The organism is Curtobacterium sp. MMLR14_010 (genome assembly GCF_001865015.1).
GTDB lineage: Bacteria > Actinomycetota > Actinomycetes > Actinomycetales > Microbacteriaceae > Curtobacterium.
In genome coordinates this window covers 69,062-94,961 of the sequence record NZ_MJGV01000020.1, presented here as the reverse complement: position 1 = coordinate 94,961, position 25,900 = coordinate 69,062, and the positions used below count along the sequence as shown (strand labels likewise).

Below are 25,900 nucleotides of genomic sequence, written 5' to 3'. Positions count from 1 at the left end.
AGACGGACGGGAGGCCCGGTGTCAGCTGACACCGGGCCTCCCGTCCGTCTCGGCGTGCGTCTCAAGCCGCCGGCCGCTCCGGGCTCCCCGACTCGCGTTGAAGCCGCGCGATGCGCGTGAGCGCTGCGCGCTCCGTCCCCGTCTGGTTGCCGAGCACCGCGCCGATGCCGTCGAGGACCAGGCCCGTCGTCCTGGCGACGGGGAACTCCACGGGGCCGACACCGGGCGACCGCAGCCCGAGCATCGACCGGTGCCGCGGGTCGAGCGTGGACACGGCGCCCTGGAACAGCGCCTGGTAGCCCGGCCGGAGCATGCGGGCGAGCGGCGGGTTCCGGATGAAGCGGACGACCTCACGGGTGCGGGGCGTGACGGCGAGCTCGCCGCGGTCGAGGTAGCCGTCCATCTGGGCGCGGAGCTCGGCCTCGGACTCGGGGGCGTCCTCGACGTGCATCAGCCGCCCGGCGATCGCCCATTCGCGGACGTAGGCGTCGGCGCCACCGGGGATGGGCTCGCCCCACTGCTGCGCTGCCCGGAGGAAGGCGTCCGTGAACGCCAGGTGCACCCAGCGGGCCAGGTCGGGGTCGTTCGCGGCGTAGTCCTTCGTGACCCCATGGCCGTCGACGTACTGCCCGCGGACCCGCTCGTGCAGGCGCAGCACCCAGTTGCTCGCTCCAGTGGCCGTGGCGGTGTCGCCGTGGGAGACCGTGTAGATCCAGCGGATGGTGCCGGCGAGGCGGCCGAAGGGGTCCTCGCGGTAGCGGGAGTGGTCGGCCACGCCGGCGAGGGCACCCGGGTGCAGGGCCTGCACGAGGAGCGCGCGGACGCCGGCGACGATGGTCTGCTTGCCGCCGTGCACCGACCAGGTCGCGCTCCCGGGGCCGAAGAAGCCCGCGTCCGTGCCCTGCTCGAGCTCGTCGACCCACGCCGGGCTGCCCTGGTCGCTGCCCGTGAAGGTGGCCTGGAGGCGGGAGCGGAACGCACCGGTGACGAAGGACATGTCGTCATCGTCCATCGTGCCCCTGACAGCGGGCCGCGCGGACGCGTGCCCCGGATGACGGGCCGTGGCTCACAGCCTGCCGCGGGCCCCGCCGCTAGGTTGGTCCGGTGAGCATCGACACCGACCGTCCCTGGCTTGCCGCCTACGCCTCCGGGGTCCCGGACGACATCGAGGAGCAGACGGGGTCGCTCTTCGACCTCGTGGAGACCTCCGCGACGCGGTTCCCGAAGTTCGTCGCGCTGGAGTTCTTCGGCCGCACGACGACGTACGCCGACCTCGAGGAGCAGGTCCTCCGCGCGGCGAACGGCCTCCGCAAGCTCGGCGTGACGGCCGGTGACCGCGTGGCCCTGGTCCTGCCGAACTGCCCGCAGCACGTCGTGGCGTTCTACGCGATCCTGCGACTCGGCGCGATCGTCGTCGAGCACAACCCGCTCTACACGCCGCGGGAGCTCCGCCACCAGTTCGAGGACCACGGCGCACGCGTCGCCGTCGTCTGGGACAAGTCCGTCGCGACGCTGCAGGACTTCCCCGCCGACGTCGCCCTCGACGCGATCGTGTCCGTCGACCTCACCCGCGCCATGCCCCGCACGACCCGCCTGGCCCTGTCGCTGCCGGTCGCGAAGGCCCGCGAGTCCCGCGCGAAGCTGACCACGAAGGTCCGTGGGACGACGCGGTGGGACGACCTCGTGTCCACCCGTCGCCTGTCGAAGCGGCACCCGCGGCCGGCCACGGACGACATCGCGCTCATCCAGTACACCTCCGGCACGACGGGCACCCCGAAGGGCGCCGTCCTCAGCCACGGCAACCTGATGGCGAACGCCGCCCAGGCACGGGCGTGGATCCCGCAGATCTCCGCGGGCGACCACAGCGTCGTGCACGCCGTCCTGCCGATGTTCCACGCCTACGGCCTGACGCTCTGCCTGACCTTCGCGATGAGCATCGCCGGACGCCTGGTGCTCTTCCCCGCGTTCGACCCGGACCTGGTCCTCGCCGCGATCAAGAAGCGTCCGCCGACGTTCCTGCCCGCCGTGCCGCCGATCTACACCCGGCTGCAGCACGCCGCGGACTCGAAGAAGGTCTCGCTCAAGGGCATCGCCATCGGCATCTCCGGCGCGATGCCGCTCTCCCAGGACGTCATCGAACCCTGGGAGGCCCGCACCGGCGGCTACCTCGTCGAGGGCTACGGCCTGTCCGAGTGCTCCCCCGTGCTGATGGCGAACCCCGTCGCCGACTCCCGCCGGCTCGGCGCGGTCGGGCTGCCGCTGCCCTCGACCGAGGCCCGCGTGGTCGACCCGGACGACGCCTCCAAGGTCCTCGGCACCGATGAGCCCGGCGAGCTCCAGGTCCGCGGGCCCCAGGTCTTCAGCGGCTACTGGGGCAAAGCCGAGGCCACCGACGAGGTCTTCACCGCCGACGGCTGGTTCCGGACCGGGGACATCGTCGCGATCGACGCCGACGGCTTCGTGCACATCGTCGACCGCCTCAAGGAGCTCATCATCACGGGCGGCTTCAACGTCGCGCCGTCCGAGGTCGAGGACACCCTCGTCAAGCACCCCAGCGTCCGCGAGGTCGCCGTCGTCGGCATCACCACCGGTGGCAACGAGCAAGTCGTCGCCGCGGTCGTGCCGACGGACCCCGCCACGTTCGACCCCGACGCGCTCCGGGCCTACGCCCGCGAGCACATGGCCGCCTACAAGGTGCCGCGCCGGGTCGTCGTGGTCGAGGACCTGCCGCGCTCGATGATCGGCAAGGTGCTGCGGCGCAAGGTGCGGGACCAGATCCTGGCGAAGTAGTCCCGCCAGCGCGCCGGTCGCGTCGATGGTCGGGCCTCCGGCCGGACGGGAGGCCCGCCCCGCGTCCGCCGGGCACGGCTCGTCCGGCAGGGGGCGGCTTCGACGTCAGGACACGTGGACGCTCGGCCGGCGGCTCACCTCCGGCTCCGCTTCGCGGAGGACCTCGCGGGTCACCGGCGCGACGTCCCCGACGCCCGTGAAGACGAACCGGATGGCGTTGCGGATCGGGCTGCCCTCGTTCCACTCGAAGTAGATGCTCGGGACGACCCCGGCGATGTCGCGGATGGCCAGCAGCGTCGACGCGATCGTGTTCGGAACGTTGCCCGAGCGGACGCGGAGCACCCGGTGCCCGGCGACGACGTGGCCCTCGACGACGAGGTCCTCCTCGAAGTCGGACGAGTCGGCGGGCAGCACCTCGAGGAACATCGTCGGCACGCGGGCGGGGATGCCGGAGTCCCGGCGTTCCTCGCGCCCCTTCGCCCGGTACGCCGCCGCGGTGCCCGCGCCTGGCTCGTTCGCGATGATGCACACGGAGCTGAACTGGTCGGCGTCGGCCTCGACGAACTGGCGGGCGGTGGCGTCGAGCTCGATGGACGAGGCCCGCAGCTCGAACGACCGGCGGACCCGCGAGACCAGGGACACGACGACGATCGCGACGATGAAGACGGCAGCGATCCGGACGCCGTCGGGGCGTTCGATGACGTTCGCGATCGTCGTGTAGATGAACACGACGGCGATCACCGCGTACGCGACGGTCCGCTTCCGCTGCTGCCGGCGCCTGGCCGACAGCGTCACCGCGACGGCCGCGCTGGTGATGAGGACGAGGACACCCGTGGCGTACGCGCCGCCCTGGGCGTCGACGCTCGCCTGGAAGATGAGCGTGATCACGAAGGCGATGAGCGTGAAGATGACCACGAGCGGTCGGGTCGCGCGGGCCCACTGCGGAGCCATGCCGTACCGCGGCAGGAACCGCGGCACGAGGTTGAGCAGCCCGGCCATCGCGCTCGCGCCGGCGAACCACAGGATGGCGACGGTCGAGACGTCGTACACGGTGCCGAACGCCGGCCCGAGGTACTCGTGGGCCAGGAACGCGAGCGCGCGGCCGTTCGCCTGGCCGCCCGGCTGGAACTCGTGCTGCGGGATGAGGAACGTCGTCGCGATCGACGACGTGATGAGGAACGTGCTCATGATGACGGCCGCGACCGTCAGGAGCCGCTGCGTCCCGCGGATGCGTCCGATCGGTCGGGGCTGCCCCTCGTCGGCCGCGTCGCCCCGGACCTGCGGCATCACCGCGACGCCGGTCTCGAAGCCGGACAGGCCGAGCGCGAGCTTCGGGAACACCAGCAGGGCGATGCCGACCATGGCGAGCGGGCTGCTGTGCTGCGCGGTCAGGCCGCTCCACCAGTCGCTGGCGACGGTCGGACGCTCAGCCACGTGGAGCAGCGCGACGACGACCACGACGGCGTTGAGCGCGAGGAACACGGCGACCAGGCCCGTGGCGATGCCGATGGCCTCCTTGAACCCGCGGAGGAACACGACCCCGAGCAGGAGCAGCAGCACGAGGGTGATCGGCACCGGGATCTCGGTGAACCAGTGCGGCGTGAATGGGTTCTCCGCGATGTGCGCGGTCGCGTCGGCGGCGGAGAGCGTCATCGTGATCATGAAGTCCGTCACGGCGAAGCCGAGCAAGACCAGCACGAGCAGCTTGCCCGCCCACCAGGGCAGCAGCTTCTCGAGCATCATGATCGACCCGGCGCCGCGGAAGCTGTCCTGCGCCACCCGGCGGTACACGGGCAGGGCGCCGAACAGCGTCACGAGGACGAGCACGATCGTCGCGATCGGGGACAGCAGCCCGGCGGCGAGCGCGGCGATCGCGGGCTGGTAGCCGAGGGTGGAGAAGTAGTCGACACCGGTCAGGCACATGACCCGCCACCACGGGTGGGTCTTCTCGACCTCGACCTGGTGGGGGCCCTGGTGGTCGGCGCCGCTGTCGTCCTGGAGCATCCAGCGTCTGATCCGGGCATCTGTCGCGGTCACACGCTGATCGTAGGGCGTCCGGGTGGCGGCGGCTCGCACCCCGGACGCCCCTGTGGACAGCGGGCTACTTCGAGCTGATCCTCGTGTACTTGCTCACCGACCACGGCACGAACACGACGAGCAGCACCGCGATGCCGATGAGCACGGTCACGACCGGGTGCTGCATCGTCCAGATGTCGGGCACGGGTGCCGAGCCGACGTTGCCGAACAGCTCGCGTGCGGCCTGCACGAGCGAGGACACCGGGTTCCACTCGGCGAACACGCGGAGCACGAGCGGCAGGGTGTCGCTCGGGACGAAGGCGTTCGAGATGAACGTCAGCGGGAACAGGATCATGAACGAGGCGTTGTTGATGACCTCCGGCGTCTTCACGCTCATCCCGAGCAGTGCCATCACCCAGCTGAACGCGTAGCTGAACAGCAGCAGCAGCGCGACACCGGCGAGGAACTCCAGCGGCGACGAGTTGACACGCCACCCGACCGCCAGCCCGGTGGCCATCATGATGACCATCGAGATCGTGTTGAGCACGAGGTCGCTGTTCGTCCGCCCGACGAGCACCGCCGACGCCGACATCGGCAGCGTGCGGAAGCGGTCGATGAGTCCTTCCTTGAGGTCCTGCGCCATCGCGGACCCCGAGAACGTCGCCCCGAAGACGACCGTCTGGGCGAAGATGCCGGCCATCAGGAACTGCGTGTAGTCGGTGCCCTGGACCGCGATCGCGCCGCCGTAGACCTGGCTGAAGAGCAGCACGAACATGATCGGCTGCAGGACCGCGAAGACGAGCATGTCCGGCGACCGCTTGATCTTGACGAGGTTGCGCTTGGTGACGGTCCAGCCGTCCTCGAACCAGACGGCGAGCGGAGCCGTGACGACGACGGGCAGCTGCCGGCCGGGTGCCGTGGCGGTGGTCATCGGACCGTCTCCTGCTGCTTCGCACCGCGAGCGGCATCGACGCCGCCGGTGCCGGTGCCGGTGCCGGCCGTGCCGGTGTCGGCCCCACCGGTGTCGTCGTCGGTCGCCGCGTGCCCGGTGAGCCGGAGGAACACGTCGTCGAGCGTCGGGCGGCGCATGCCGGCGTCGTGCAGCTCGATGCCGGCGTCCCCCAGGTCGGCGAGCACCCGCTGGAGCGCGGCCGGACCGGCCTCCACCGCGATGGCCCTGGTACGTCCGTCCCCCGAGGTCTCCACGTCCCCGACGCCGTACCGCCGCAGCACCGTCGTGGCGGCGTCCCCGTCGGCGTCGTCGACGAGCGTCACGACGACCCGGTGGCCGCCCACCTGGGCCTTGAGCTGGTCGGCCGTGCCCTCGGCGATGACGTGTCCGTCGTCGATGACCGCGATGTCGTCGGCGAGACGGTCGGCCTCCTCGAGGTACTGCGTGGTCAGCAGCACCGTGGCTCCGTCGGCCACGAGGTGCTCGATGATCCCCCACAGCGCCAGTCGGCTCCGGGGGTCGAGCCCCGTCGTCGGTTCGTCGAGGAACAGCACGCTCGGGTTCATCACGAGGGCGCCCGCCAGGTCGATCCGTCGCCGCATGCCGCCGGAGAAGCCCTTCACGGGACGGTCCCCCGCCTCGGCCAGGTCGAACACGTCGATGAGCTCCCGGGCCCGGGCGCGGGAGGCCTTGCCACCGAGGTGGTAGAGCCGCCCGATCATCTCGAGGTTCTCGAAGCCGGTCAGGTTCTCGTCGACCGCGGCGTACTGCCCCGAGACACCGATGGACCGACGTGTGGCCTGTGGGTCCGCGACGACGTCGATCCCGGCGATGGACGCCGTGCCGCTGTCGGGCTTCACGAGCGTCGTGAGCACCTTGACCGTGGTGGTCTTGCCGGCGCCGTTCGGTCCGAGCAGCGCCGTGACGGTGCCCTGTGGGACCGAGAGGTCGAGACCCGCCAGCGCGTGGACGGGTCCCGACTTGGATCGGTAGGTCTTGGTCAGGCCGGAGGCCTCGATGATGGCCATGTCGCTCCCTGGTCGCGACTCAACAGGTCAGGTGACCGGCGTGACCCGACGCGGATCACACGTCGAAGTCACCACCGAAGTCGCCGAAGCCGCCGCCGGTGTCTGATCCGGCGTCGTCCCAGCCCGCGTTCTCGTACCCGCCGCCGTCGGCCGAGCCGCCGTCACCGGAGTCAGCACCAGTGTCCTCCGAACCGCCGTCACCCGCATCCCCCGATGCGTCGGTCCCGCCGTCGAACGAGGACGGGTCCGGCAGGAACGCGCTCATCAGCGTCGAACCGATGACGTAGCCGGCCACCGAGCCGAGGATCGAGGCGCCCATCATCCCGCCGAACGACGGTCCCTGGCGGCCGCCGAAGCCCCCACGGCCGCCCATGCCGCCGTTCATGCCACCGCCGTTCATGCCGCCGAGCGAGCGCTCCATGAAGCCGGGCTGCCGGATCTCCGAGCGCGTCGCGGCCTGGGCCAGCGAGCGGGCGTCGTCCCCGCGGGGGGCCTCGCCGGTCGGGGCCGTCCGGGTGAACTCGTCGTAGACCATCCGCCGCTGCTCAGGGGTCAGACGCTCGAAGGCCTCGGCGTGGACCTCCTCGATGCGCTCGGGCGGTGCCGTCCGGAGCAGGTAGCGGTAGCGGTCGACGGCCTGCTGGTCCTGGGAGCGGCCGTCGCCACCCTGCTGGCCACCCTGGTTGCCGTACTGGTCCTGCGGTACGCCGTACCCGGAGGCCGGGGCATTGTAGGACTGCTGTCCGTACTGGTACCCCTGCTGCTGGGGCTGCTGCTGCCGGGGCGCGTTCCAGCCCTGCGGCTGCTGTCGGTCCTCACGGCCGAGCAGGCGGTCGAGGAATCCCATGTCGTTGCTCCTTCGGCACGGACACCGTGTCCGTGGACTGCCACAGTATGGTCGCGCGGCGCGCGATGACTGTGTGGCCGCACAGAATGCGGTGGACGTCACCCACCAGCGGACTGGAGGCTCGTGGCGGCGCCGCCACGAGCCTCCAGTCCGGGACGTGGTGCGTCAGCGTCCGGCGCGCAGCGCGCCGGTCCACACCTGGTGCAGTTCGTCCGCAGCCCCCGGGTGGGCCACCAGGAACGGCGCACCGAGGTCGGGGAACCCCGACACCGGTCCGGCCTCGGTCATGACGACACCGCCGGCCTCGTGCACGAGCAGCACCGCGGCGCCGTGGTCGATCGGGTCGAAGGTCGGCACGCACGCACCGATCCCCCGTCCCGCGGCGACCTGGGCGATCGTCAGCGTGCTCGACCCCTGAACGCGCACCGTGCAGGACCGGGCGGCGAGGGCCTCGAGGAACGCGCCGAACCCCGGCCAGGGTCGGTGCCCGTCGAGCTCGGTGCCGACGACCGCGCCGGCGAGCGCCCGCGGGGCGTCGTCGAGACGGAGTTGGCGGTCGCGGACGCTCGCGCCCCGACCGCGCCGGGCCTCGAGGACCTCACCGCGCCACGGGTCCGCGACGACCCCGACGATGGGTGCGCCGTTCCGGGTGAGGCAGAGCGACGTGCTCGTCCAGGGGATGCCGTTCGCCAGGTTCGTCGTGCCGTCGACGGGGTCGAGGTACCAGCGGTGTCGGTCGCCGGGGGCGTCGCCGTACTCCTCGCCCGAGAAGCCGTGCGTCGGGAACGCGGCACGGACTCGCCCACGCACGTGCTGCTCGACGAGGCGGTCGACGTCCGTCACCAGGTCCGCGGGGTGCGTCTTCGTGGTGACCGAGCCGACCGGGTGCTCCCGGGTGAAGGCGATGACCTCGTGCGCGATGCGGTGGGCGAGGGCCTGGGCGCGGCCGGCGACCTCGGCCTCGGTCGGATCGCGGTCGGGCTGCGGCCAGCCGTCGCGCTCGGCGGCGGCGAGGGTGGCGCGGATCGTTGCGACGTCGTTCGTCGTGACGAGGTCGGCGCCGAGCCGGACCGCCCACAGCGCCGGCTCGGGGTCGTCGACCGTCCACACGGCGACCTGCAGGCCGAGGGCGTGTGCCGCGGCGACGGTCCTCGGGGTGAGGAACGCGACGTCGAGGTGCAGCGTCGACGGGGTCAGCGCGGCGAGGGCCTCGGGCGTCGGGGGCTCGAGCGACTCCCACGCCAACCACACGTCCGCGTCCGGCAGCACCGTCCGCACGGCGGCGACGGCCTCGGGGTCGCCGCACCAGGCCACCGCGACGGTCCACCGCGAGGCGGCCACGGTCCGTGCTGCGACGAGGGCGTCGAGCGGGTCCACCACGGCCACGAGGAGGGAGGACCGGCAGCCGTCGAGTCGTTCCAGCACGCCGTCGAGCCGCGGGATCCGGTCGAGGCCGTTGCCGAGCCGGGCGACGTCGCACCAGGCCACATCGCGGACCCGGCGGGCGTCGCCCCACATCCGGCCGAGGGTCTCGTCGTGGAGCAGGACGGCGACGTCGTCGGCGGTGCGGCGGACGTCGACCGCGATGACGTCGGCGCCGAGGGCCTCGGCCACCGCGACGGCCGGCAGGGTGTTCTCGCGCCGGACCCGGGGTGCCCCGCGGTGGGCGACGAGGCGCGGCTGCCGGGACGTCGGCGCGGCATCGGTGGTGCGGCCGGTGGCGGTGTCGGTGTCGAGCACGGGCGCGTCAGAGGTCCGGACCGTCGTCGTCATCCGGTCATGCTCCTGCCCCTGGACGAACCCCCGGTGTCCCCCGGGTGAACGGTGCCCGAGCGTGCTGCCGTGGCTGCGACAATGGAGGCGTGACCGTACGCACCTGGGGCTGGCTCGCAGCCGTCATCGACGTCGTGCTCATCGTGGTCTTCGCGCTCATCGGGCGGTCCTCCCACGGTGAGGCGAACACCCTGCTGGCGCTGTGGACCACCGCGTACCCGTTCCTGGCCGGCTGGGCGATCGGCTACGTCACGAGCGGCGCCTGGGCACGCCCGTTGCGCTTCTGGCCGACCGGGGTCGTCGCGTGGATCCTGACGGTGTTCGTCGGCATGGCGATCCGCGTCGCCACCGGGCAGGGCGTCGTCGACGGCAACCCGCTGCCGATCTCGTTCGTCATCGTCGCCACCATCGTGCTGGGTGTGTTCCTGCTCGGGTGGCGTGCCGTCGCCCGCGGCGTGATCCGGCTCCGTGCACGCCGAACTGCCCCCGCCCGCGAGGCCTGACACCCCGCACGGTGCGGACTCCTCCGCCTCGTGCGAGGTCGGCGTCCCTCGCACCGTGCGCGCTCCCCCGGCCCGTGCGACCTTGACCACTCCGTGCGCGCTCAGGACCCCGCACGGAGTGGTCAACCTCGCACCAAGCCCCGACTCGGCGACCCGGCGGACCCGCCGACCCGGCCGACCCGCCCGACCCGCCACCCGCCCCTAGAACAACCCGCCGCGCGGCCCGTCGCCGTCGAGCCCGCGGAACATGTCCGACACCAGGGCCTCGATCTGCGGCTCGACCAGCCGTTCGACGGCTTCGGCGATCCGCGGCCGGTGGTCGATGAGCGCGAGGCACACCGCCGTCCCCGTCGCCCTGGCGCACTCGTCGGACAGTTCGATCTCGTGTCGGAGCGCGGCCTTGGCCTCGTCGGACAGCGGCTCGCGCGGCACGGTGTCCGACGACGCCCCGGTCCCCGCGAGCTCCTCGAGCGTGAACAGGAAGGGCGACCCGTCCTGCGGCTGCGGGTCGATGTCGAGGCCCTGGAACTCCGGCGACAGCCCCTCGGCCGGCTGGTACCCCGCGTGCCGCTTCCGTGCCGCGGCCCGCTCGAGCTCCCGGTGCAGCAGCGGCAGGTTCTTCGCCGTGTAGTCGTCGACGGCGTCCTCGACGATCGCCGACATCCGGCCGATCAACGCGTGCTGGACGGGGTGCGGCACGTCGGGTCCGAAGCCCGCCGCACTCGCGATCGGCGACCCGGTGCACTTCCGACAGATCCGCGTACGCGGGCGTGCGGTGCCGATCTGCCACCGCGGCAGCCACCGCAGCCACACGTCGACGGCGCCCCGCACGCGTCCGTCGATGCCGTCCATGGTCCACAGACTAGGCCGGGAGGCCCGGATCACCGCCCGTCCGCACGGCCCGTCCACGATTCCCCGGCTCGCACCGTGCGAGGTCACGTTCCGCCGTGCGAGCTTCCCCACCCCGTGCGGCGCCACGAGCGGGCACGGAGCGCACAACCTCGCACCACCCGCCCGTCCAACGCAGCCAGCCGCAGCCGGCTAGGCGACCGGCTCGGTGACGAAGTCGATCAGTTCCTCGACCCGACCGAGCAGCTGCGGCTCGAGGTCGGCGAACGTGCGCACCTGCCCGAGGATCCGCTGCCACGCCCTGGCGATGTCGGCCTGCTCCGCGTGCGGCCACCCGAGCGCCTGGCAGATGCCCTGCTTCCACTCGATCGACCGCGGGATCGTCGGCCACGCCTGCAGGCCCACGCGCGCGGGCTTCACCGACTGCCACACGTCGACGAAGGGGTGCCCGACGACGAGCACGTGCGCACCCCACTTCCCGCGCATCACGGCGTCGGCGAAGCGGGACTCCTTCGACCCGGGCACCAGGTGGTCGACGAGCACCCCGACGCGGCGGTCCCGCGAAGGGCGGAAGTCGTCCAGCACGTCGGCGAGGTTGTCCACGCCGGAGAGCTCCTCGACCACGACACCCTCCACACGGAGGTCCGCTCCCCAGACCTTCTCCACGAGCTCGGCGTCGTGCTTGCCCTCGACCATGATCCGCGAGGGCAGCGCCACGCGGGCGCGCTGCTGCTCGACCGCGAACGACCCGGACGCGGTGCGGAGGCGACCACCGTCGGACGCCTGCCGGACGGCGGGCGCAGCCCCGGGCCTCCAGTCCGCATGGACGGAACCGACAGGACCAGCGGGACCACCTCGAGCAGCAGCAGCGGCGGCAGACCGCCCGACCGGGGCCTGCGGGCGGCCGAGCGTGACGAGTTCGCCCTCGAGCAGGAACTGCCCCTCGAAGGGGAAGGCGCGGGTGCGGCCCTTCCAGTCCTCGAGCGAGACGTTGCCGGCCTCGAGCCCGACGACCGCGCCGGCCCAGCCGGAGGCCGGGTCCTCGAGCACCATGTCCCGCTCGAGCGGCACCTGCCGCACCTTCTTCACGCCCCGCGAGCGCCAGTCGCCCGAGAGCACGTCGCCGCCGTACCGGTCCTCGTCCACCCGCACGAGCGTAGCGCCCGTCGTCCTCGCACGGTGCCTGTACGGTCGGGTCATGGATGTGGAACTCCACGAGATGGACCCCGACCGCCCCGCGGACCGTGCGACCCTCGTCGCGTTCCTGACCACGAACCGGTTCCCGTTCCACGTCTCCTCCACGCCGACACGCGACGTCATCGAGAAGCGGATCGACGACGGTGGGTTCTCCGCGCCCGAGCATGCACTGCTCCGGGTGGACGTCGACGGGGCCTTCGCCGGCATCGTGGTGCTCGACGACCTCGACGACGACGCACCGATGATCGACGTCCGCCTCGCAGAGCGCGCACGGGGACACGGCATCGGGACCGTGCTCGTCGACGCGCTCGCACGCCACGTCTTCGCGGTGTTCCCCGCCGTCACGCGGATCGAGGCCCAGACCCGCGACGACAACATCGCGATGCGGAAGGCGCTCGTGCGGAACGGTTGGGTGAAGGAGGCCCACTACCGGCGGACCTGGCCGGTCGACGGCGGGGCGCCGAGGGACTCCGTCGCGTACGGGCTCCTCAGAGAGGACCACGTCAGCGGCACGACGACACCCCTGATCTGGGACGACCTGCCGGCAGGCTGACCGTGACCAGCAGCGGACGGGAGGCTCGGTGTCAGCTGGCACCGAGCCTCCCGTCCGTCTCGGCGTGCGTTCCGACCCATGACGGTCGCGTTGGCAAGCGGGATCGCGCGTGGTGAGTCGGAAGGAACGACCACATACGCGCGAAACGACCCGCTGAGCGCGAAACGACCCCCAACGCGCGAAAGCGCGACCCACCCCACCCCCGTGTTTCGCCCAGCGGAACGCGTGTTTCAGAACTGTGAACAAACCTTTCAGTAAAGAAGGTTGTCCGTTACAGTCCTCGACATGACAGCACGAGGACGCACCCCAGGGCAGCCGGCCCTGCTGCGCGTGCTCAACGACCGCGCCGCCCTGAGCCTGCTGCTCGACGACGGCCCGATGACCCGCAACGAGATCGCCCAGCGCACCGGCCTCAGCAAGCCGACCGCCGCCGAGATCATCCGCCGCCTCGAAGCCGCCGGGCTCCTGCGCGAAGCGGGCACCGACTCGCAGGCCGGCCGCCGCGGCCCCAGCGCCGTCGTGTACGAGGCCATCACCGACCGCGACCTCGCCGTCGCCGTGGACGTCCAGCTCGTCGACGTCCGCTCCACCGTCGTGGACGCGAGCGGCCGCTCGTACCCGGTCGCCGAGCACCGGATGGACGCGGACGAGATGCAGGCGCCCGGCGAGGACATCGTCGCTGCCGCCGTCAGTCGTGCCGCGGCAGCCGCCGGCATCGACCCCGACCTCGTCACCGCGGTGGCCGTCGGCGTGCAGGCCAGCGTCGACCACGCCACGGACACCCTCATCTTCACCGACGGGCTGCCGGGATGGCCGCGCGAGCAGGTCTCGCGGACCCTGTCGGACGCCCTGGGCGTGCGCGTGGTCATCGAGAACGACGCCAACCTGGCGGCGATCGCCGAGCGGAACATGGGCGCAGGCCGGGCCCCCGGCTCCTTCGCGCTGTTCTGGATGGCGGAGGGCCTCGGCATGGCGCTCGACCTCGACGGCCGCCTGCACGCGGGGGCCTCCGGCGCCGCGGGTGAGATCGGCTACCTGAGCGTGCCCGCCGACGCGCTCCCCCTCGACCCGACGGCCACGATCGTCGCGGACCTCATCTCCGAGCCCGCGATCATCGCCCTCGCCGCCGAACACGGGATCACGGCTCCGGACGGCAGTGCTGCCGACTGGCGTCAGGTGCTCCCGCAGCTGCCGGGACTCCCCGCGCAGCACCCCTTCATGACCGCCCTCGGCGAGCGCGTCGGGCACAACGTGCTCCCCGCCCTCGCCGTCGCCGACCCCGAGACGGTCGTGCTGCACGGCCCGACCGGGATCGCGGGCGGTCCCGCGCTGGCCGCCGCCGTGACCGCCTGGCTCAGGACCCGCTCGCGCTGGTCCACGGCCGTGGTGGCACCCGGCGTCCCCGACACCCCCGTCCTCCACGGCGCACGACACGTCCTCATCGACGTCGTGCGGTCCGCGCTCGGCGACCGACTCGAGACCATCACCGACGATGCGCCCGAGCCGGACACCGTCCAGCGCACCTAGACCAGCACCACTCCCACCCGCACCACTCGAGGCACATCCACCCCAGCCCTGTCACAGGGCTCTTCGTCGCGCCCGGAACCGGGGTCTGCCGCACGGACGACGTCCGCGCGGTCGGCCCCGGCCGGGCACCACGGAGCGAGACCAGAGAGCGAGTACCGCATGTCACTCCCCCGTCCCACCCTCCGGCGGATCGTCACCGCGACCGCCGTCGCCGCCACCGGCGCCCTCGTGATGGCCGGCTGCAGCTCCGGCAGCAGCGCCGCGTCGATCGACAAGGCCGCCCCGAAGGAGCTCAAGGGCACCGTGTCCCTGTGGCACTTCTTCACCGGTCGTGAGGCCGGCGTCGTGAAGAGCGCCGTCGCCGGCTTCGAGAAGGCCAACCCCGACGTGAAGGTCGACATCCACGCCGGGCAGGACGACGAGAAGCTGCAGAAGGCCATCTCGTCGGGGCAGAACATCGACGTGGGCCTGTCGTACTCGACCGCGATCGTCGGCAGCTTCTGCTCCTCCGGTGCCTTCCGAGACCTGTCGCCGTACATCAAGCGCGACAAGGTGGACCTCTCCGACATCCCGAAGGCGGTGCAGGGCTACACGGCCTACAAGGGCACGCGGTGCACGCTGCCGGCCCTCGCCGACGTCAGTGCGCTCATGTACAACAAGGCGGCGTTCGCCAAGGCGGGCATCGACGCGCCGCCGAAGACCCTCGACGAGCTGAAGGCCGACGGGCTCAAGCTGACGACGTACAACGCGGACGGCTCGATCAAGCAGCTCGGCTTCAACCCGCTCATCGACTTCTACGAGAACTCGCCCGAGCACTTCGCCCCGATGATCAACGGCACGTGGTTGGACAAGAAGGGGAACAGCGAGATCGGCTCCTCCCCGGACTGGAAGAAGCTGATCGAGTGGCAGAAGGGCTACGTCGACGCGATCGGCTACGACAAGCTCAAGGCCTTCACGTCGGGCCTCGGGCAGGAGTTCGCCGCCGACAACGCGTTCCAGACCGGCCAGGTCGCCATGCAGATCGACGGCGAGTACCGCACCGCGTTCATCAAGGACCAGAAGCCCGACCTCGACTACGGCACCGCCCCCACCCCGGTGCTGGACGGCGTCGGCAACTACGGCTCGACGTACATCGCGGGCAACGTGGCGGGGGTCGCGAAGGGCTCGAAGAACCCGGAGCTCGCCTGGGCACTGCTGAAGTACCTGTCGACGAACACGGACGCGCAGGTCACGCTCGGCAACGGGCTGAAGAACATCCCGACGCTCACGTCCGCACTGACGTCCTCGGACCTCGAGGTCGACGAGAACTACAAGACCTTCGTCGACGTCGCCGGTGACCCGAAGACGATCACGTCCCCCGCGACCGCGGACGGCGCCGCCTACATCGGCACCTTCACGAAGTTCTGGCAGGCGTACCAGCAGAACGGCGGCGACCTCGACGCCAAGCTGAAGAAGCTCGACTCGGACATCGACAACGCGAACCAACTGGCGGGTCCGTGATGAGCGCGCCCACCAAGACCGCCTCCGGCCGGGAGGCTGGGCTCGGCCGGTCCTCCCGGCCTGCGGGCCCGACAGGGTCCGGTCCGGCGCCCACCACGGCGCCGCCCCGTCGGCGCCGCTCCGCCGAGTCACGCCGTCGGCTCGTCGCACTCGGGATGCTGGCGCCGGCGCTGGCTGGCCTGGCGGTCTTCTTCGCCTACCCGTTGGTCGCGTCGGTCTTCTACTCGTTCACCCGGTACAACCAGCTGCAGGAACCGCAGTTCGTCGGTCTGCTCAACTACAAGTTCCTGTTCACGCAGGACCCGCAGATCGGCCCGGCGGTCCTCAACACGATCTGGTTCGTCGTCATCCTGGTGCCGGTCCGCATCGTCTTCGGCCTGCTCGTCGCGGGACTGCTCAGCCGCGCGAAGACGATGACCGGGTTCTGGCGGACGCTGTTCTACCTGCCCGCCCTGGTGCCGCCGGTGGCGAGCGTCGTGGCGTTCGTCTTCCTGTTCAACCCCGGCACCGGGCCGGTGAACCAGATCCTGCGGGTCTTCGGCATCGACGGTCCGCTGTGGTTCAACGACCCGTCGTGGTCGAAGCCCTCGCTCGTGATCCTCGGTGTCTGGGTGATGGGCGACATCATGATCATCTTCCTGGCGTCCCTGCTCGACGTGCCGCGCGACCTGTACGAGGCCGCGTCCCTCGACGGTGCGACCGGCGTGCAGCAGGTCCGACACATCACGCTGCCGACCATCTCCCCGGTGATCGGGTTCGCCGCCGTGACCGGGGTGATCGCCGCCCTGCAGTACTTCACCGAGGCCGCGGTCGCCTCGAGCGTCGCGTCCGGCAAGGCCACGATCGGCGGTGGGACGGCGGCGCTGCTCGGGTACCCGGGCACGTCGCTGCTGACCTACACCGAGCTGCTGTACCAGCACGGGTTCGCGAACTTCCAGTTCGGGTACGCGTCCGCGATGGCCGTCGTGCTGTTCGTCGTCACCGCCGTGGTGCTCGTGTTCACCCTGCGCCGAATCAGTGTTTTCCGACCCGAGGAGTCCTGATGACCGCCGTCTCGCAGTCCCCGCTCACACGAGCACCGCGCGGTGCCGCTCCCCGTCCCGCGAAGCCCCGCCGCAGCGCACTCCTCTGGGTCGCCGAGCACGCCGCACTCGTCGCGGTCGCCGTCCTGACGATCGCCCCGATCCTGTTCGTGGTGCTGACGTCGTTGATGTCGAGCAACCAGGCCCTGACGGCGTCGATCATCCCGAAGCCGTTCGACGTCGGGAACTACGCCAGGGTCTTCACGGAGCTGCCGCTCGTCCGCTGGTTCGGCAACTCGGCGCTCTACGCCGTGCTCGCCACCGCGTTCATGCTCGTCAGCTCGGTGCCCGCCGCGTACGCCCTCGCACAGATCAAGTTCAAGGGCGCGAACCTCATCTTCACGGTGATCATCGTCGCGATGCTCCTGCCCCCGCAGGTCACCGCGGTACCGGTCTACGTGATGTGGTCGCACCTGCACCTGACCGGCACGCTGTGGCCGCTGATCCTGCCGAACCTGCTCGGGGACGCGTTCAGCATCTTCCTGCTCCGGCAGTTCTTCATGACCATCCCGAAGGAGTACGGCGACGCCGCGCGCATCGACGGGTGCGGTGAGTGGCGGGTCCTCTGGCGCGTGATCGTGCCGATGGCCCGACCGGGCATCGCGTCCGCCGCCATCTTCATGTTCTTCCACTCGTGGAACGACTACTACGGCCCGCTCCTGTACGCGTCCGAGAACCAGGCCGCCTGGCCGGTGGCGTACGGACTCGCCACGTTCCGCGGACAACACGGCACCGACTGGTCGATGACGATGGCGATGACCGTCGTCGTCATGGTCCCGGTCGTCGTCATCTTCTTCTTCGCACAGAAGGCATTCGTCGAGGGCATCGCGCTCACCGGCGTGAAGGGATAAGCACCAGTGAAACTCACAGTCGTCGGTGGCGGTTCCACCTACACCCCCGAACTCGTGGACGGCTTCGCCCGGCTCCGCGACCAACTCCCCATCGACGAGCTCTGGCTCGTCGACCCCGACCCCGTGCGCCGGGAACTCGTCGGCGGTGTGGCGAAGCGGATGTTCGCCCACGCCGGCCACCCGGGTACCGTGCACGTCACCGACGACGTCGTCGCCGGTGTCACGGACGCCGACGCCGTGATGTTCCAGCTCCGCATCGGCGGGCAGGCAGCCCGGCAGCAGGACGAAACCTGGCCGCACGAGGCCTGCTGCATCGGGCAGGAGACCACCGGGCCCGGCGGCTTCGCGAAGGCCCTGCGCACCGTGCCCGTCGTGCTCGAGTACGCCGAACTCGTCCGGAAGCACGCCAAGCCCGACGCGTGGATCGTCGACTTCACGAACCCGGTCGGCATCGTCACGCGGGCACTGCTCGAGGCCGGGCACCGCGCCGTCGGCCTGTGCAACGTGGCGATCGGCTTCCAGCGGCGCTTCGCGAAGGAGTTCGGCGTCGCCCCGGACCACGTGCGGCTCGACCACGTCGGGCTGAACCACCTGACGTGGGAGCGCGGCGTGCACGTCACCGGCGCCGACGGGTCCTCGCGCGACGTGCTCGACGAGCTGCTCAGCCCGGACGGCGGTGCGCTCACGCGGATGTCCGAGAGCGTGCACATGGGCGAGGACCTCATCCGGCTCCAGCACGCGATCCCCTCGTACTACCTGCGCTACTTCTACAGCCACGACGTCGTGCTCGAGGAACAGCTCCACGAGCCCACCCGCGCCGAGGCCGTGATGGAGACCGAACGGGCCCTGCTGGCGAAGTACGCGGACCCGTCCGTCGTCACCAAGCCCGTCGAGCTCGAGCAGCGCGGCGGTGCGTACTACTCCGAGGCCGCGATCGACGTGCTCTCCTCGATCCTCAACGACCGCGGCGACGTGCAGGTGCTCAACGTCCGGAACGACGGCACCTTCCCGTTCCTGCCCGACGACCACGTCATCGAGGTCCCGGCGCGCGTCACCCGGCAGGCGATCACCCCGCTGCCCGTGCGCCCGCTCGACCCCGACATGGCCGGACTCGTCGCGCACGTCGCCGGGTACGAACGCCTGGCCCTCGACGCCGCGGTGCACGGCGGTCGCGACCGGGTGCTCCGCGCGATGTGGGCGCACCCGCTCGTCGGGCAGCTCGACAAGGCCGAGAAGCTGACCGACCTGCTGCTGGCCGCGAACGCGGACCACATCCCGTGGGCCCGATCGGAGCAGGTCTCGTGGGCGGGTTGAGCCGAGCCGGCGAGGCGGGGACGACCCGAGCCTCCCGTCCGGCTCCGCCGCCCAGCGCGGCACCACAGGCGACCGACGTCGTGCTCGCCGTCGACGGCGGCGGCAGCAAGACCGACGTCGTCGCGATCGCCCTGGACGGCTCGATCATCGGCCATGCGCGCGGACCGGGCTCGAACCCGCAGACCCGCGGGTGGGAGCTGGCGGGCCCGATCCTCGACGACGTGCGCGGGCGGGTGGTGCGCTCGCTCGGCGGCGCGCGCATCCGGACCACGCACGTGTACCTGGCCGGACTCGACCTGCACGACGAGCTCGTCGCGGCCGAGGCGGCCCTGACGCACTGGGCCGACGACGGCGGAGCGCCGGACGTCCTCGACAACGACCTGTTCGCGCTGCTGCGGGCCGGCACCCTGTCGCCGGACGCCGCCGCGGTCGTGTGCGGCACCGGCATCAACGCCCTCGCTGTCCGCGCCGACGGGGCGACCTCGCGGTTCCCGGCGATCGGCGACGTCTCCGGTGACTGGGGCGGCGGCGCCTGGCTCGGCAACCGTGCGCTCTGGCACGCGGCCCGCGCCGAGGACGGCCGTGGACCGGCGACGGCACTCGAAGCAGCGGTGCCCGAGGCGCTCGGACTCGACACCGTCCGCGCCGTCACCGAGGCCATCCACTTCGGCCGACTCGACCCGGGCGTGGTCAACCGGCTCTGCCCCGTGCTGTTCGAGGTCGCTGGAGCCGGTGACACCGTCGCCGCCGGGGTCGTGGCACGCCAGGCGGAGGAGATCGTCCTGCTGGCGGCCGTCGCGCTCGAACGCCTCGGACTCGGCGGGTCGGCAGCGGTGCCGGTGCCCGTCGTGCTCGGCGGCGGCGTGCTCGCGGCGCGGCACCCCTTGCTCGTCGACGCGGTCGTCGACGGCCTCGCCGCCCGGGTCCCCGGCGCGGTCCCCACGTGGGTGACGGTCCCGCCGGTGCTCGGCGCGGGGTTCGCGGCGCTGGAGTCCGTCGGCGCCGGGGCCGCGGCGCTCGAGCGGTACCGCGCGGCGGTGTTGTCGCAGGAGTTCGCGTCGACGACGTCGCTCATCCGCTGAGCCGGCGCGGCGTCCCGCGTGCGCGGGGCGTCGAGACGCCGGCGTTTCGGTGCGCGGAGGGTCGAGACGCCGGCGTCTCGCGTGCGTGGGCGTCGAGACGCCGGTGTCTCGCGTGCGTGGGGCGTCGAGACGCCGGTGTCTCGGTGAAACGCCCCCGAAGCCTCGAGACGCCGCCGAAACCGACGGCGTCTCGGCGGCCCGGCGGCGTCTCACGCAGACAGGGGTGTCTCGGTCACGAATCCCGTCGAGACGCCGGCGTCTAGCGTGCGTGGGTGTCGAGACGCCGGTGTCTCGCTGAGACGCCTCCGAACCCGCGAGACGCCGCCGAAATCGACGGCGTCTCGGCGCTCCGGCGGCGTCTCAAGCAGACAGGGGTGTCTCGCCCACCTATCCCCTCGAGACGCCGGCGTCTCCGGCGCGCACCCACCGAGACGCCGGCGTCTCACGCTGACAGGGGCGTCTCGGCGTGGCGCGGCACGGCGCGCGGTGCCGAGACTCGGCTCCGCGGACACTGTGTGGCATCCGGACGCCGCAACCTGTCCGCATGACCGAGTCTCGGCGCGCGGCAGCGGCCAGCGCAAGCGCACGCGCACGCGCACGCGCTCAGGCGTCGCGGATCGCGAGCACGCGGTGCGGGGTCGCCTGCTCCGCACGCCAGCCCGACGGCAGCGCAGCGCTGAGCTCCGGCACGGTGAAGCTCCGCCGGATCGAGCGCAGCCCGTCGACGCGGACGAACGTGCCCGCCGACACGAGCGCCGAGCCGAACGCGTAGGCCCGGTACGCCGCAGCCGACCGGCGGATGTCGGAGTGCAGCGTGCGTGTCGTCGCCAGGGCCTCGGAGTCGGCCAGGAACCCGGCTCGCTCCTCGTCCCCGAGGTGGTGCAGCACGTGGTTCGACACGACGACGTCGAACCGCTCCCCCGATGCCACCAGGTCGCTGCTCGACTGCTCGCGGAAGGTCACGCCGCGTGACGCCCGCCGGGTCGCCGCGTCGATCGCGCGCGGGTCCGGGTCGACGCCCACGACCTCGACGTCGAAGCCGTCGCTGGCGGCCCACCGCGAGATGGCCCGGGCCAGGTCGCCCCCACCGCACCCGAGATCGAGAATCCGCCCCTGCCCGTTCGCCGGCAGCGCTGGCACGACGTGCGTGCGCCACACGGACCGCCATCCGCTGACGAGGGCGTTCACCAGGGCGAACCGACGGAACGTCCGCGCCAGCGCCCGCGGGTCGCAGTCCGGGTCGTCCATGAGTTCGCGGAGCTCCAGGTCGCGGACGCGCAGGTCGACTGCCGGGAGGCTCGCCCCGCCGTCGGCCGGTCGGCTCACGACGCGACCGTGGCCAGGTCCATGGCCTCGCTCGCCACCGCCACGGACGTCCCGACCGCGGTGAGCGCAGCGCTCTCGACGGTGAGGCCCGGGCCGAACGCGAGCGCGACGACGGGGGTGCCGTCCTCGATGCCGGCGTCCAGCGCGTGGCGGAGGACGAACAGCACGGTGGCGCTCGACATGTTGCCGTGGTCCCGGAGCACCGCGCGGCTGCTCACCATCGCAGAGTCGGGCAGCCCGAGCGCGTCCTGCGTGCGGTCGAGGATCGCACGGCCACCGGGGTGGACCGCCCACACGGGGACGTCGGCAGCGGGACCGTCGAGCAGCGGACCGACGGCCTCGGCCACGGTCGCACCGACGAGCTTTGGGACCGCGGTGCTGAGGACCATCTCGAAGCCCTCGTCGCCGATGTTCCACGCCATCTCCGACGCACCCTCGGGCACGACGGTGGTGGCGAACGCGTCGAGCCGCAGTCCGGGGCCGTCCGCGGTCACGACGGCAGCGGCTGCACCGTCACCGAAGACGCTGTTGGCGACGATCTGGTCGGGGTCGTTGGACGCCCGGACGTGCAGCGTGCAGAGCTCGGCGCAGACGACGAGCACCACTGCGGTCGGGTCGGCCTCGGCGAAGGCGGCAGCGCTCCGGAGTGCGGGGAACGCGGCGCAGCAGCCCATGAACCCGATGTGGTGCCGGAACACCGTGCGGCGGAGTCCGAGCTCCGTGACGATCGCCAGGTCGGGGCCGGGCTGCGTGAAGCCCGTGCACGACACGGTGACGACGTGGGTGACGTCCGCGGCGTCGACACCGGCACGCTCGAGGGCGTCCCGGGCGGACTCGACGTACAGCGCCGGTGCGAGTTCGCGGTACCGGTCGTTCCGCGTGCCCGTCGACGGGGAGTGCAGCAGCCCGTCAGCATCACGGAAGGCGCCGGCCGCAGCGGTGGCGTCGAGCTCGTCGAGGACGGTGTGCCGATGCTCCACGGCAGAGGCGTCGAACGCGGCGGGGACGATCCGGCTGCCGAGCCGTCCGAGGCCCGGCTGGGCGGAGAAGAGGTCGCGGACGGCGTCCTGCTGGAGGGTCGTCGCGGGGACGGCGGTCCCGATGGCACGGATGGTTGCTGACACGCCTCATCCTGTCACCGGGTCGTGGACGTGTCCCCAGGAACGACAGAGGCACCCGGCGCGTCGCCGGGTGCCTCTGTCGGTGTGGTGCCGGTCGCTACGCCTGGGCGCGCTCCAGCACGAGCTCGCGCACGCGGGCCGCGTCCGCCTGGCCCTGCATGGACTTCATGACCGCGCCGATGATGGCGCCGGCGGCCTGCACCTTGCCGTCACGGATCTTCGCCAGGACGTCGGGCTGCGCCGCGAGTGCCTGGTCGACAGCGGCGGTGAGGGCGGAGTCGTCCGAGACGACCTTGAGCCCGCGCGACTCGACGACGGCGGACGGGGAGCCCTCGCCGGCGATGACGCCCTCGAGCACCTGGCGTGCGAGTCGGTCGGTCAGCTCGCCGGACTCGACGAGCGTGATGAGCTCCGCGACGTGTGCGGGCGACACCAGCTCGGCGGGGGTGGTGTCCCGGGAGTTGGCAACGCGGCTGATCTCGCCGGTCCACCACTTGCGGGCCGACTGCGGCGGGGCGCCGGCGGCGACCGTGGCCTCGACCTCGTCGAGCAGACCACCGTTGACGACGTCCTGGAACTCCAGGTCCGCGAAGCCCCAGTCGCCCTTGAGCCGACGGCGCCGGGACACGGGGGCCTCGGGCAGCGCCGCGCGGAGCTCCTCGATCATGGCCGGGTCGGGGACGACGGGCAGCAGGTCGGGCTCGGGGAAGTAGCGGTAGTCGTCGGCGTCCGACTTCGGACGTCCGGCGGAGGTCCGCCCGGTGTCCTCGTGCCAGTGCCGGGTCTCCTGCGTGATCGTCCCACCGTCGGCGAGGATCGCGGCCTGGCGCTGGATCTCGTAGCGGATCGCCCGCTCGACGGCGCGGAAGGAGTTGACGTTCTTCGTCTCGGTGCGGGTGCCGAGCTTCTCCTGGCCCCACGGACGCAGCGAGATGTTGGCGTCGCAGCGCAGGTTGCCGCGCTCCATGCGGGCCTCGGACACCCCGAGCGCACGGACCAGGTCGCGGATGACCTGCACGTACGCGGCGCCGAGCTCCGGCGCACGGTGGGCGGCACCGACGATCGGCTTCGTGACGATCTCGACGAGGGGCACCCCGGCGCGGTTGTAGTCGACGAGCGAGTACTCGGCGCCCTGGATGCGACCGGTGGCACCGCCGACGTGCGTCAGCTTGCCGGCGTCCTCTTCCATGTGGGCGCGCTCGATCGGGATCTGGAACAGCGTGCCGTCGGCGAGCTCGACCTCGACCTCGCCCTCGTAGGCGATGGGCTCGTCGTACTGGGAGATCTGGTAGTTCTTCGGGTTGTCCGGGTAGAAGTAGTTCTTCCGCGAGAACCGCGAGGACTCGGCGATCGAGCAGCCGAGCGCCAGGCCCAGGCTGACCGAGAAGCGCACGGCCTGCTCGTTCACGACGGGGAGCGACCCGGGCAGCCCGAGGTCCACCGGCGTGACGTTCGTGTTGGGCTCGCCGCCGAAGAAGTTCGGGGCGTCGGAGAACATCTTCGTCGCGGTCGCGAGCTCGACGTGCACCTCGAAGCCGAGGACCGGTTCGAAGCGCTCAAGCGCCTCGTCGAAGTCCATGAGTGCGTCCTTGGCGGCCATCAGACCACACCTTCCTCTGCTGCCGACTGCTGACCGAGGTCGAGGTCGGGGATCCGGGAGATGAGCGGAGCGCCCCACTGCTGCTCGAGCAGGCGCTCCAGGGCGGCGCCGTAGCGGTACAGCCGGGCGTCCTCCCGCTGCGGGGCCATGAGCTGGATGCCGGTCGGCAGGTCGTCCTCTGGTGCGAGGCCGTTCGGGATGCTCATCCCCGGGACGCCGGCCAGGTTCGCCGGGATCGTGGTGAGGTCGTTCAGGTACATCGACAGCGGGTCGTCGATCCGCTCCCCGAGCGGGAACGCCGTCGTCGGCGCCGACGGGCTGATGAGCAGGTCGACCTGCTCGAACGCCGCGTCGAAGTCGCGCTGCACGAGCGTGCGGACCTTCTGCGCACTGCCGTAGTAGGCGTCGTAGTACCCGGCGCTCAGGGCGTACGTGCCGAGGATGATGCGGCGCTTGACCTCTGGCCCGAAGCCGGCTTCACGCGTGGCGGCCATGACGTCCTCGACCGTGGCGCCGCCCTCGGGCGTGACGCGCAGGCCGAACCGCACGGAGTCGAACTTGGCGAGGTTGGAGGAGGCCTCTGCCGGGAGGATCAGGTAGTACGCGCTGATGGCGTACGCGAAGCTCGGGGCGTCGATCTCGACGACCTCGGCACCCGCTGCCTGCAGGATCGCGACGGACTCCTGGAAGCGCTGGACGACACCGGCCTGGAAGCCGTCGCCACCGGCGAGCTCCTTGACGACGCCGACGCGCAGCCCGCGGAGGGTGTCGGCCTGCAGCCCGTCACGCGCGGCGGCGGCGAACGAGGGCCACGCGTCGCGGATCGAGGTCGAGTCCTTCGGGTCGTGCCCGCCGATGACGTCGTGCAGGAGCGCGGCGTCGAGGACGGTCCGGGCGACCGGTCCGACCTGGTCGAGGCTCGACGCCAGCGCGATGGCGCCGTAGCGGCTCACCCCGCCGTAGGTCGGCTTGACGCCGACGGTGCCCGTGACGGCACCCGGCTGGCGGATGGAGCCACCGGTGTCCGACCCGAGGGCGAGCGGTGCTTCGTGTGCGGCGACCGCAGCGGCCGAGCCACCGCCGGACCCGCCGGGGATCCGGTCGAGGTCCCACGGGTTGTGCGTGGGGCCGTACGCGGAGAACTCGGTGGTCGAGCCCATCGCGAACTCGTCCATGTTGGTCTTGCCGAGCGGAACGAGGCCGGCGCGACGGAGCTTCACGACCGTGGTGGCGTCGTACGGCGGCACCCAGCCCTCGAGGATCTTCGACCCGGAGGTGGAGGGCATGTCGATCGTGCAGAGGACGTCCTTGATGGCGACCGGCACCCCGGCGAGCGGGCCGAGGTCGTCACCGGCGGCGCGGCGGGAGTCGATCGACTTCGCGACGCCGAGGGCGTTCTGGTTGACGTGCAGGAACGCGTGCACGTCGCCGTCGACCGCGGCGATGCGGTCCAGGTGGGCCTGGGTGGCCTCGACGCTGGAGACGTCGCGCGCCACGAGGGCGTCGGCGAGCGCCGCGGCACTCAGCTTCGTGATGTCGTCGGTCACTGCTCTTCTCCAAGGATCGCCGTCACACGGAACCGCTCGCCGTCGGAGTCGGGGGCGCCGGACAGCGCCTGCTCCTGGGTGAGCGTCTCGCCGACCACGTCGGGTCGGAGGACGTTCGGCAGCGTGACCGGGTGGCTCGTCGCGGGGACGTCCGGCGTGGCGACCTCGGTCACCTTCGCGACGCTGTCGACGATGTGCGACAGCTCCCCGGTCAGCTTCTCGATCTCGTCTGGCGTGAGTGCGATACGTGCGAGGTTCGCCAGGTGGGCGACCTGCTCGCTCGTGATGTCAGGCATGGTGCTCCGTCGATCGGTTCGTCATGTGCGCACCAGTCTATTGGGCGGGCCGAGCGGGGTCGGGCCGCCTGTGGACGACGGAGCCGACCAGGACCCTGGGGAGGACCGCCAGCAAGACCGCGGCGAGACCGCCAAGAGGACTGCCT

Annotated in this window: 22 protein-coding genes; 9 read left to right on the top strand and 13 right to left on the bottom strand. The window is 71.8% G+C overall.

Translation table 11 applies throughout. From position 1 onward, the window contains the following. Positions 1–61 precede the first annotated feature (61 nt). Positions 62–997 (bottom strand): oxygenase MpaB family protein, encoded by a 936-nt coding sequence (locus BIU98_RS04100; protein WP_071271871.1) that lies wholly within the window; start codon positions 995–997, stop codon positions 62–64. Between the two features lie 107 nt (positions 998–1,104). Here BIU98_RS04100 and BIU98_RS04095 point away from each other — a divergent pair, with 107 nt between their 5' ends. Continuing rightward, entirely contained in the window at positions 1,105–2,790 is a 1,686-nt protein-coding gene (locus tag BIU98_RS04095) for a long-chain-fatty-acid--CoA ligase (RefSeq protein ID WP_071271869.1), read from the top strand. Positions 2,791–2,895: 105 nt separating this feature from the next. On the opposite strand, the gene BIU98_RS04090 is transcribed toward BIU98_RS04095, so the two are convergent. The 5 genes from BIU98_RS04090 to BIU98_RS18375 all read right to left on the bottom strand — a co-directional run bounded on the left by BIU98_RS04090 (position 2,896) and on the right by BIU98_RS18375 (position 9,406). Further along, positions 2,896–4,794: an amino acid transporter gene (locus tag BIU98_RS04090; RefSeq protein ID WP_139200555.1), complete on the bottom strand. Its 1,899-nt coding sequence runs from the start codon at positions 4,792–4,794 to the stop codon at positions 2,896–2,898. Positions 4,795–4,891: 97 nt separating this feature from the next. Continuing rightward, on the bottom strand, positions 4,892–5,737 hold the full coding sequence (locus BIU98_RS04085; protein WP_071271863.1) for an ABC transporter permease: 846 nt from the start codon (positions 5,735–5,737) through the stop codon (positions 4,892–4,894). Then, positions 5,734–6,786 (bottom strand): ATP-binding cassette domain-containing protein, encoded by a 1,053-nt coding sequence (locus tag BIU98_RS04080; protein ID WP_071271860.1) that lies wholly within the window; start codon positions 6,784–6,786, stop codon positions 5,734–5,736. The genes BIU98_RS04085 and BIU98_RS04080 overlap by 4 nt, the downstream gene beginning before the upstream one ends. Before the next feature lie 55 nt (positions 6,787–6,841). Continuing rightward, positions 6,842–7,633, bottom strand: a complete 792-nt coding sequence (locus BIU98_RS04075) for a hypothetical protein (protein ID WP_071271853.1) — start codon at positions 7,631–7,633, stop codon at positions 6,842–6,844. 165 nt (positions 7,634–7,798) lie between these two features. After that, a complete protein-coding gene (locus BIU98_RS18375; RefSeq protein ID WP_083392956.1) occupies positions 7,799–9,406 on the bottom strand; it encodes an inositol monophosphatase family protein in 1,608 nt (535 codons plus the stop codon). An 89-nt stretch (positions 9,407–9,495) separates the two neighbouring features. Between BIU98_RS18375 and BIU98_RS04065 the strand changes: the two genes are divergently transcribed. Beyond that, positions 9,496–9,909 (top strand): DUF3054 domain-containing protein, encoded by a 414-nt coding sequence (locus tag BIU98_RS04065; RefSeq protein ID WP_071271850.1) that lies wholly within the window; start codon positions 9,496–9,498, stop codon positions 9,907–9,909. Between the two features lie 201 nt (positions 9,910–10,110). On the opposite strand, the gene BIU98_RS04060 is transcribed toward BIU98_RS04065, so the two are convergent. Then, positions 10,111–10,761: a spermidine/putrescine ABC transporter substrate-binding protein gene (locus BIU98_RS04060; RefSeq protein WP_071271847.1), complete on the bottom strand. Its 651-nt coding sequence runs from the start codon at positions 10,759–10,761 to the stop codon at positions 10,111–10,113. 189 nt (positions 10,762–10,950) lie between these two features. Next, positions 10,951–11,904, bottom strand: a complete 954-nt coding sequence (locus BIU98_RS04055; RefSeq protein WP_139200553.1) for a DUF3097 domain-containing protein — start codon at positions 11,902–11,904, stop codon at positions 10,951–10,953. A 52-nt stretch (positions 11,905–11,956) separates the two neighbouring features. On the opposite strand from BIU98_RS04055, the gene BIU98_RS04050 reads away from it, so the two are divergent. The 7 genes from BIU98_RS04050 (at position 11,957) to BIU98_RS04020 (ending at position 19,864) form a co-directional block, all read left to right on the top strand. Further along, a complete protein-coding gene (locus BIU98_RS04050; RefSeq protein ID WP_071271841.1) occupies positions 11,957–12,508 on the top strand; it encodes a GNAT family N-acetyltransferase in 552 nt (183 codons plus the stop codon). Positions 12,509–12,793: 285 nt separating this feature from the next. Then, the gene (locus BIU98_RS04045; protein WP_083392955.1) at positions 12,794–14,035 is read left to right on the top strand and encodes an ROK family transcriptional regulator; all 1,242 of its coding nucleotides are present in this window, start codon (positions 12,794–12,796) and stop codon (positions 14,033–14,035) included. A 159-nt stretch (positions 14,036–14,194) separates the two neighbouring features. After that, entirely contained in the window at positions 14,195–15,535 is a 1,341-nt protein-coding gene (locus BIU98_RS04040) for an extracellular solute-binding protein (RefSeq protein WP_071271837.1), read from the top strand. Next, positions 15,535–16,578 carry a carbohydrate ABC transporter permease gene (locus BIU98_RS04035; RefSeq protein WP_217635663.1) on the top strand — a complete coding sequence of 348 codons (1,044 nt, stop codon included), beginning with the start codon at positions 15,535–15,537 and terminating at the stop codon, positions 16,576–16,578. The genes BIU98_RS04040 and BIU98_RS04035 overlap by 1 nt, the downstream gene beginning before the upstream one ends. Then, the gene (locus BIU98_RS04030) at positions 16,578–17,468 is read left to right on the top strand and encodes a carbohydrate ABC transporter permease (RefSeq protein ID WP_071271833.1); all 891 of its coding nucleotides are present in this window, start codon (positions 16,578–16,580) and stop codon (positions 17,466–17,468) included. The genes BIU98_RS04035 and BIU98_RS04030 overlap by 1 nt, the downstream gene beginning before the upstream one ends. Positions 17,469–17,474: 6 nt before the next feature. Continuing rightward, the gene (locus tag BIU98_RS04025) at positions 17,475–18,782 is read left to right on the top strand and encodes a 6-phospho-beta-glucosidase (RefSeq protein WP_071271831.1); all 1,308 of its coding nucleotides are present in this window, start codon (positions 17,475–17,477) and stop codon (positions 18,780–18,782) included. Continuing rightward, positions 18,779–19,864 carry an N-acetylglucosamine kinase gene (locus tag BIU98_RS04020; RefSeq protein ID WP_083392967.1) on the top strand — a complete coding sequence of 362 codons (1,086 nt, stop codon included), beginning with the start codon at positions 18,779–18,781 and terminating at the stop codon, positions 19,862–19,864. Before BIU98_RS04025 ends, BIU98_RS04020 begins: the two co-directional genes overlap by 4 nt. A 603-nt stretch (positions 19,865–20,467) precedes the next feature. Here the strand turns inward: BIU98_RS04020 and BIU98_RS04015 are convergent. From BIU98_RS04015 to gatC, 5 genes are all read right to left on the bottom strand, one after another. Next, the gene (locus tag BIU98_RS04015) at positions 20,468–21,190 is read right to left on the bottom strand and encodes a methyltransferase domain-containing protein (protein WP_083392954.1); all 723 of its coding nucleotides are present in this window, start codon (positions 21,188–21,190) and stop codon (positions 20,468–20,470) included. Continuing rightward, complete coding sequence (locus BIU98_RS04010; protein WP_071271824.1) at positions 21,187–22,314, bottom strand: type III polyketide synthase; 1,128 nt, start codon at positions 22,312–22,314, stop codon at positions 21,187–21,189. The genes BIU98_RS04015 and BIU98_RS04010 overlap by 4 nt, the downstream gene beginning before the upstream one ends. A gap of 94 nt (positions 22,315–22,408) precedes the next feature. Beyond that, the gene (gene gatB, locus BIU98_RS04005; RefSeq protein WP_071271822.1) at positions 22,409–23,911 is read right to left on the bottom strand and encodes an Asp-tRNA(Asn)/Glu-tRNA(Gln) amidotransferase subunit GatB; all 1,503 of its coding nucleotides are present in this window, start codon (positions 23,909–23,911) and stop codon (positions 22,409–22,411) included. Next, positions 23,911–25,458 (bottom strand): Asp-tRNA(Asn)/Glu-tRNA(Gln) amidotransferase subunit GatA, encoded by a 1,548-nt coding sequence (gene gatA, locus BIU98_RS04000; RefSeq protein WP_071271808.1) that lies wholly within the window; start codon positions 25,456–25,458, stop codon positions 23,911–23,913. The genes gatB and gatA overlap by 1 nt, the downstream gene beginning before the upstream one ends. Then, entirely contained in the window at positions 25,455–25,754 is a 300-nt protein-coding gene (gene gatC, locus BIU98_RS03995; protein WP_071271805.1) for an Asp-tRNA(Asn)/Glu-tRNA(Gln) amidotransferase subunit GatC, read from the bottom strand. The genes gatA and gatC overlap by 4 nt, the downstream gene beginning before the upstream one ends. Positions 25,755–25,900: the final 146 nt, after the last annotated feature.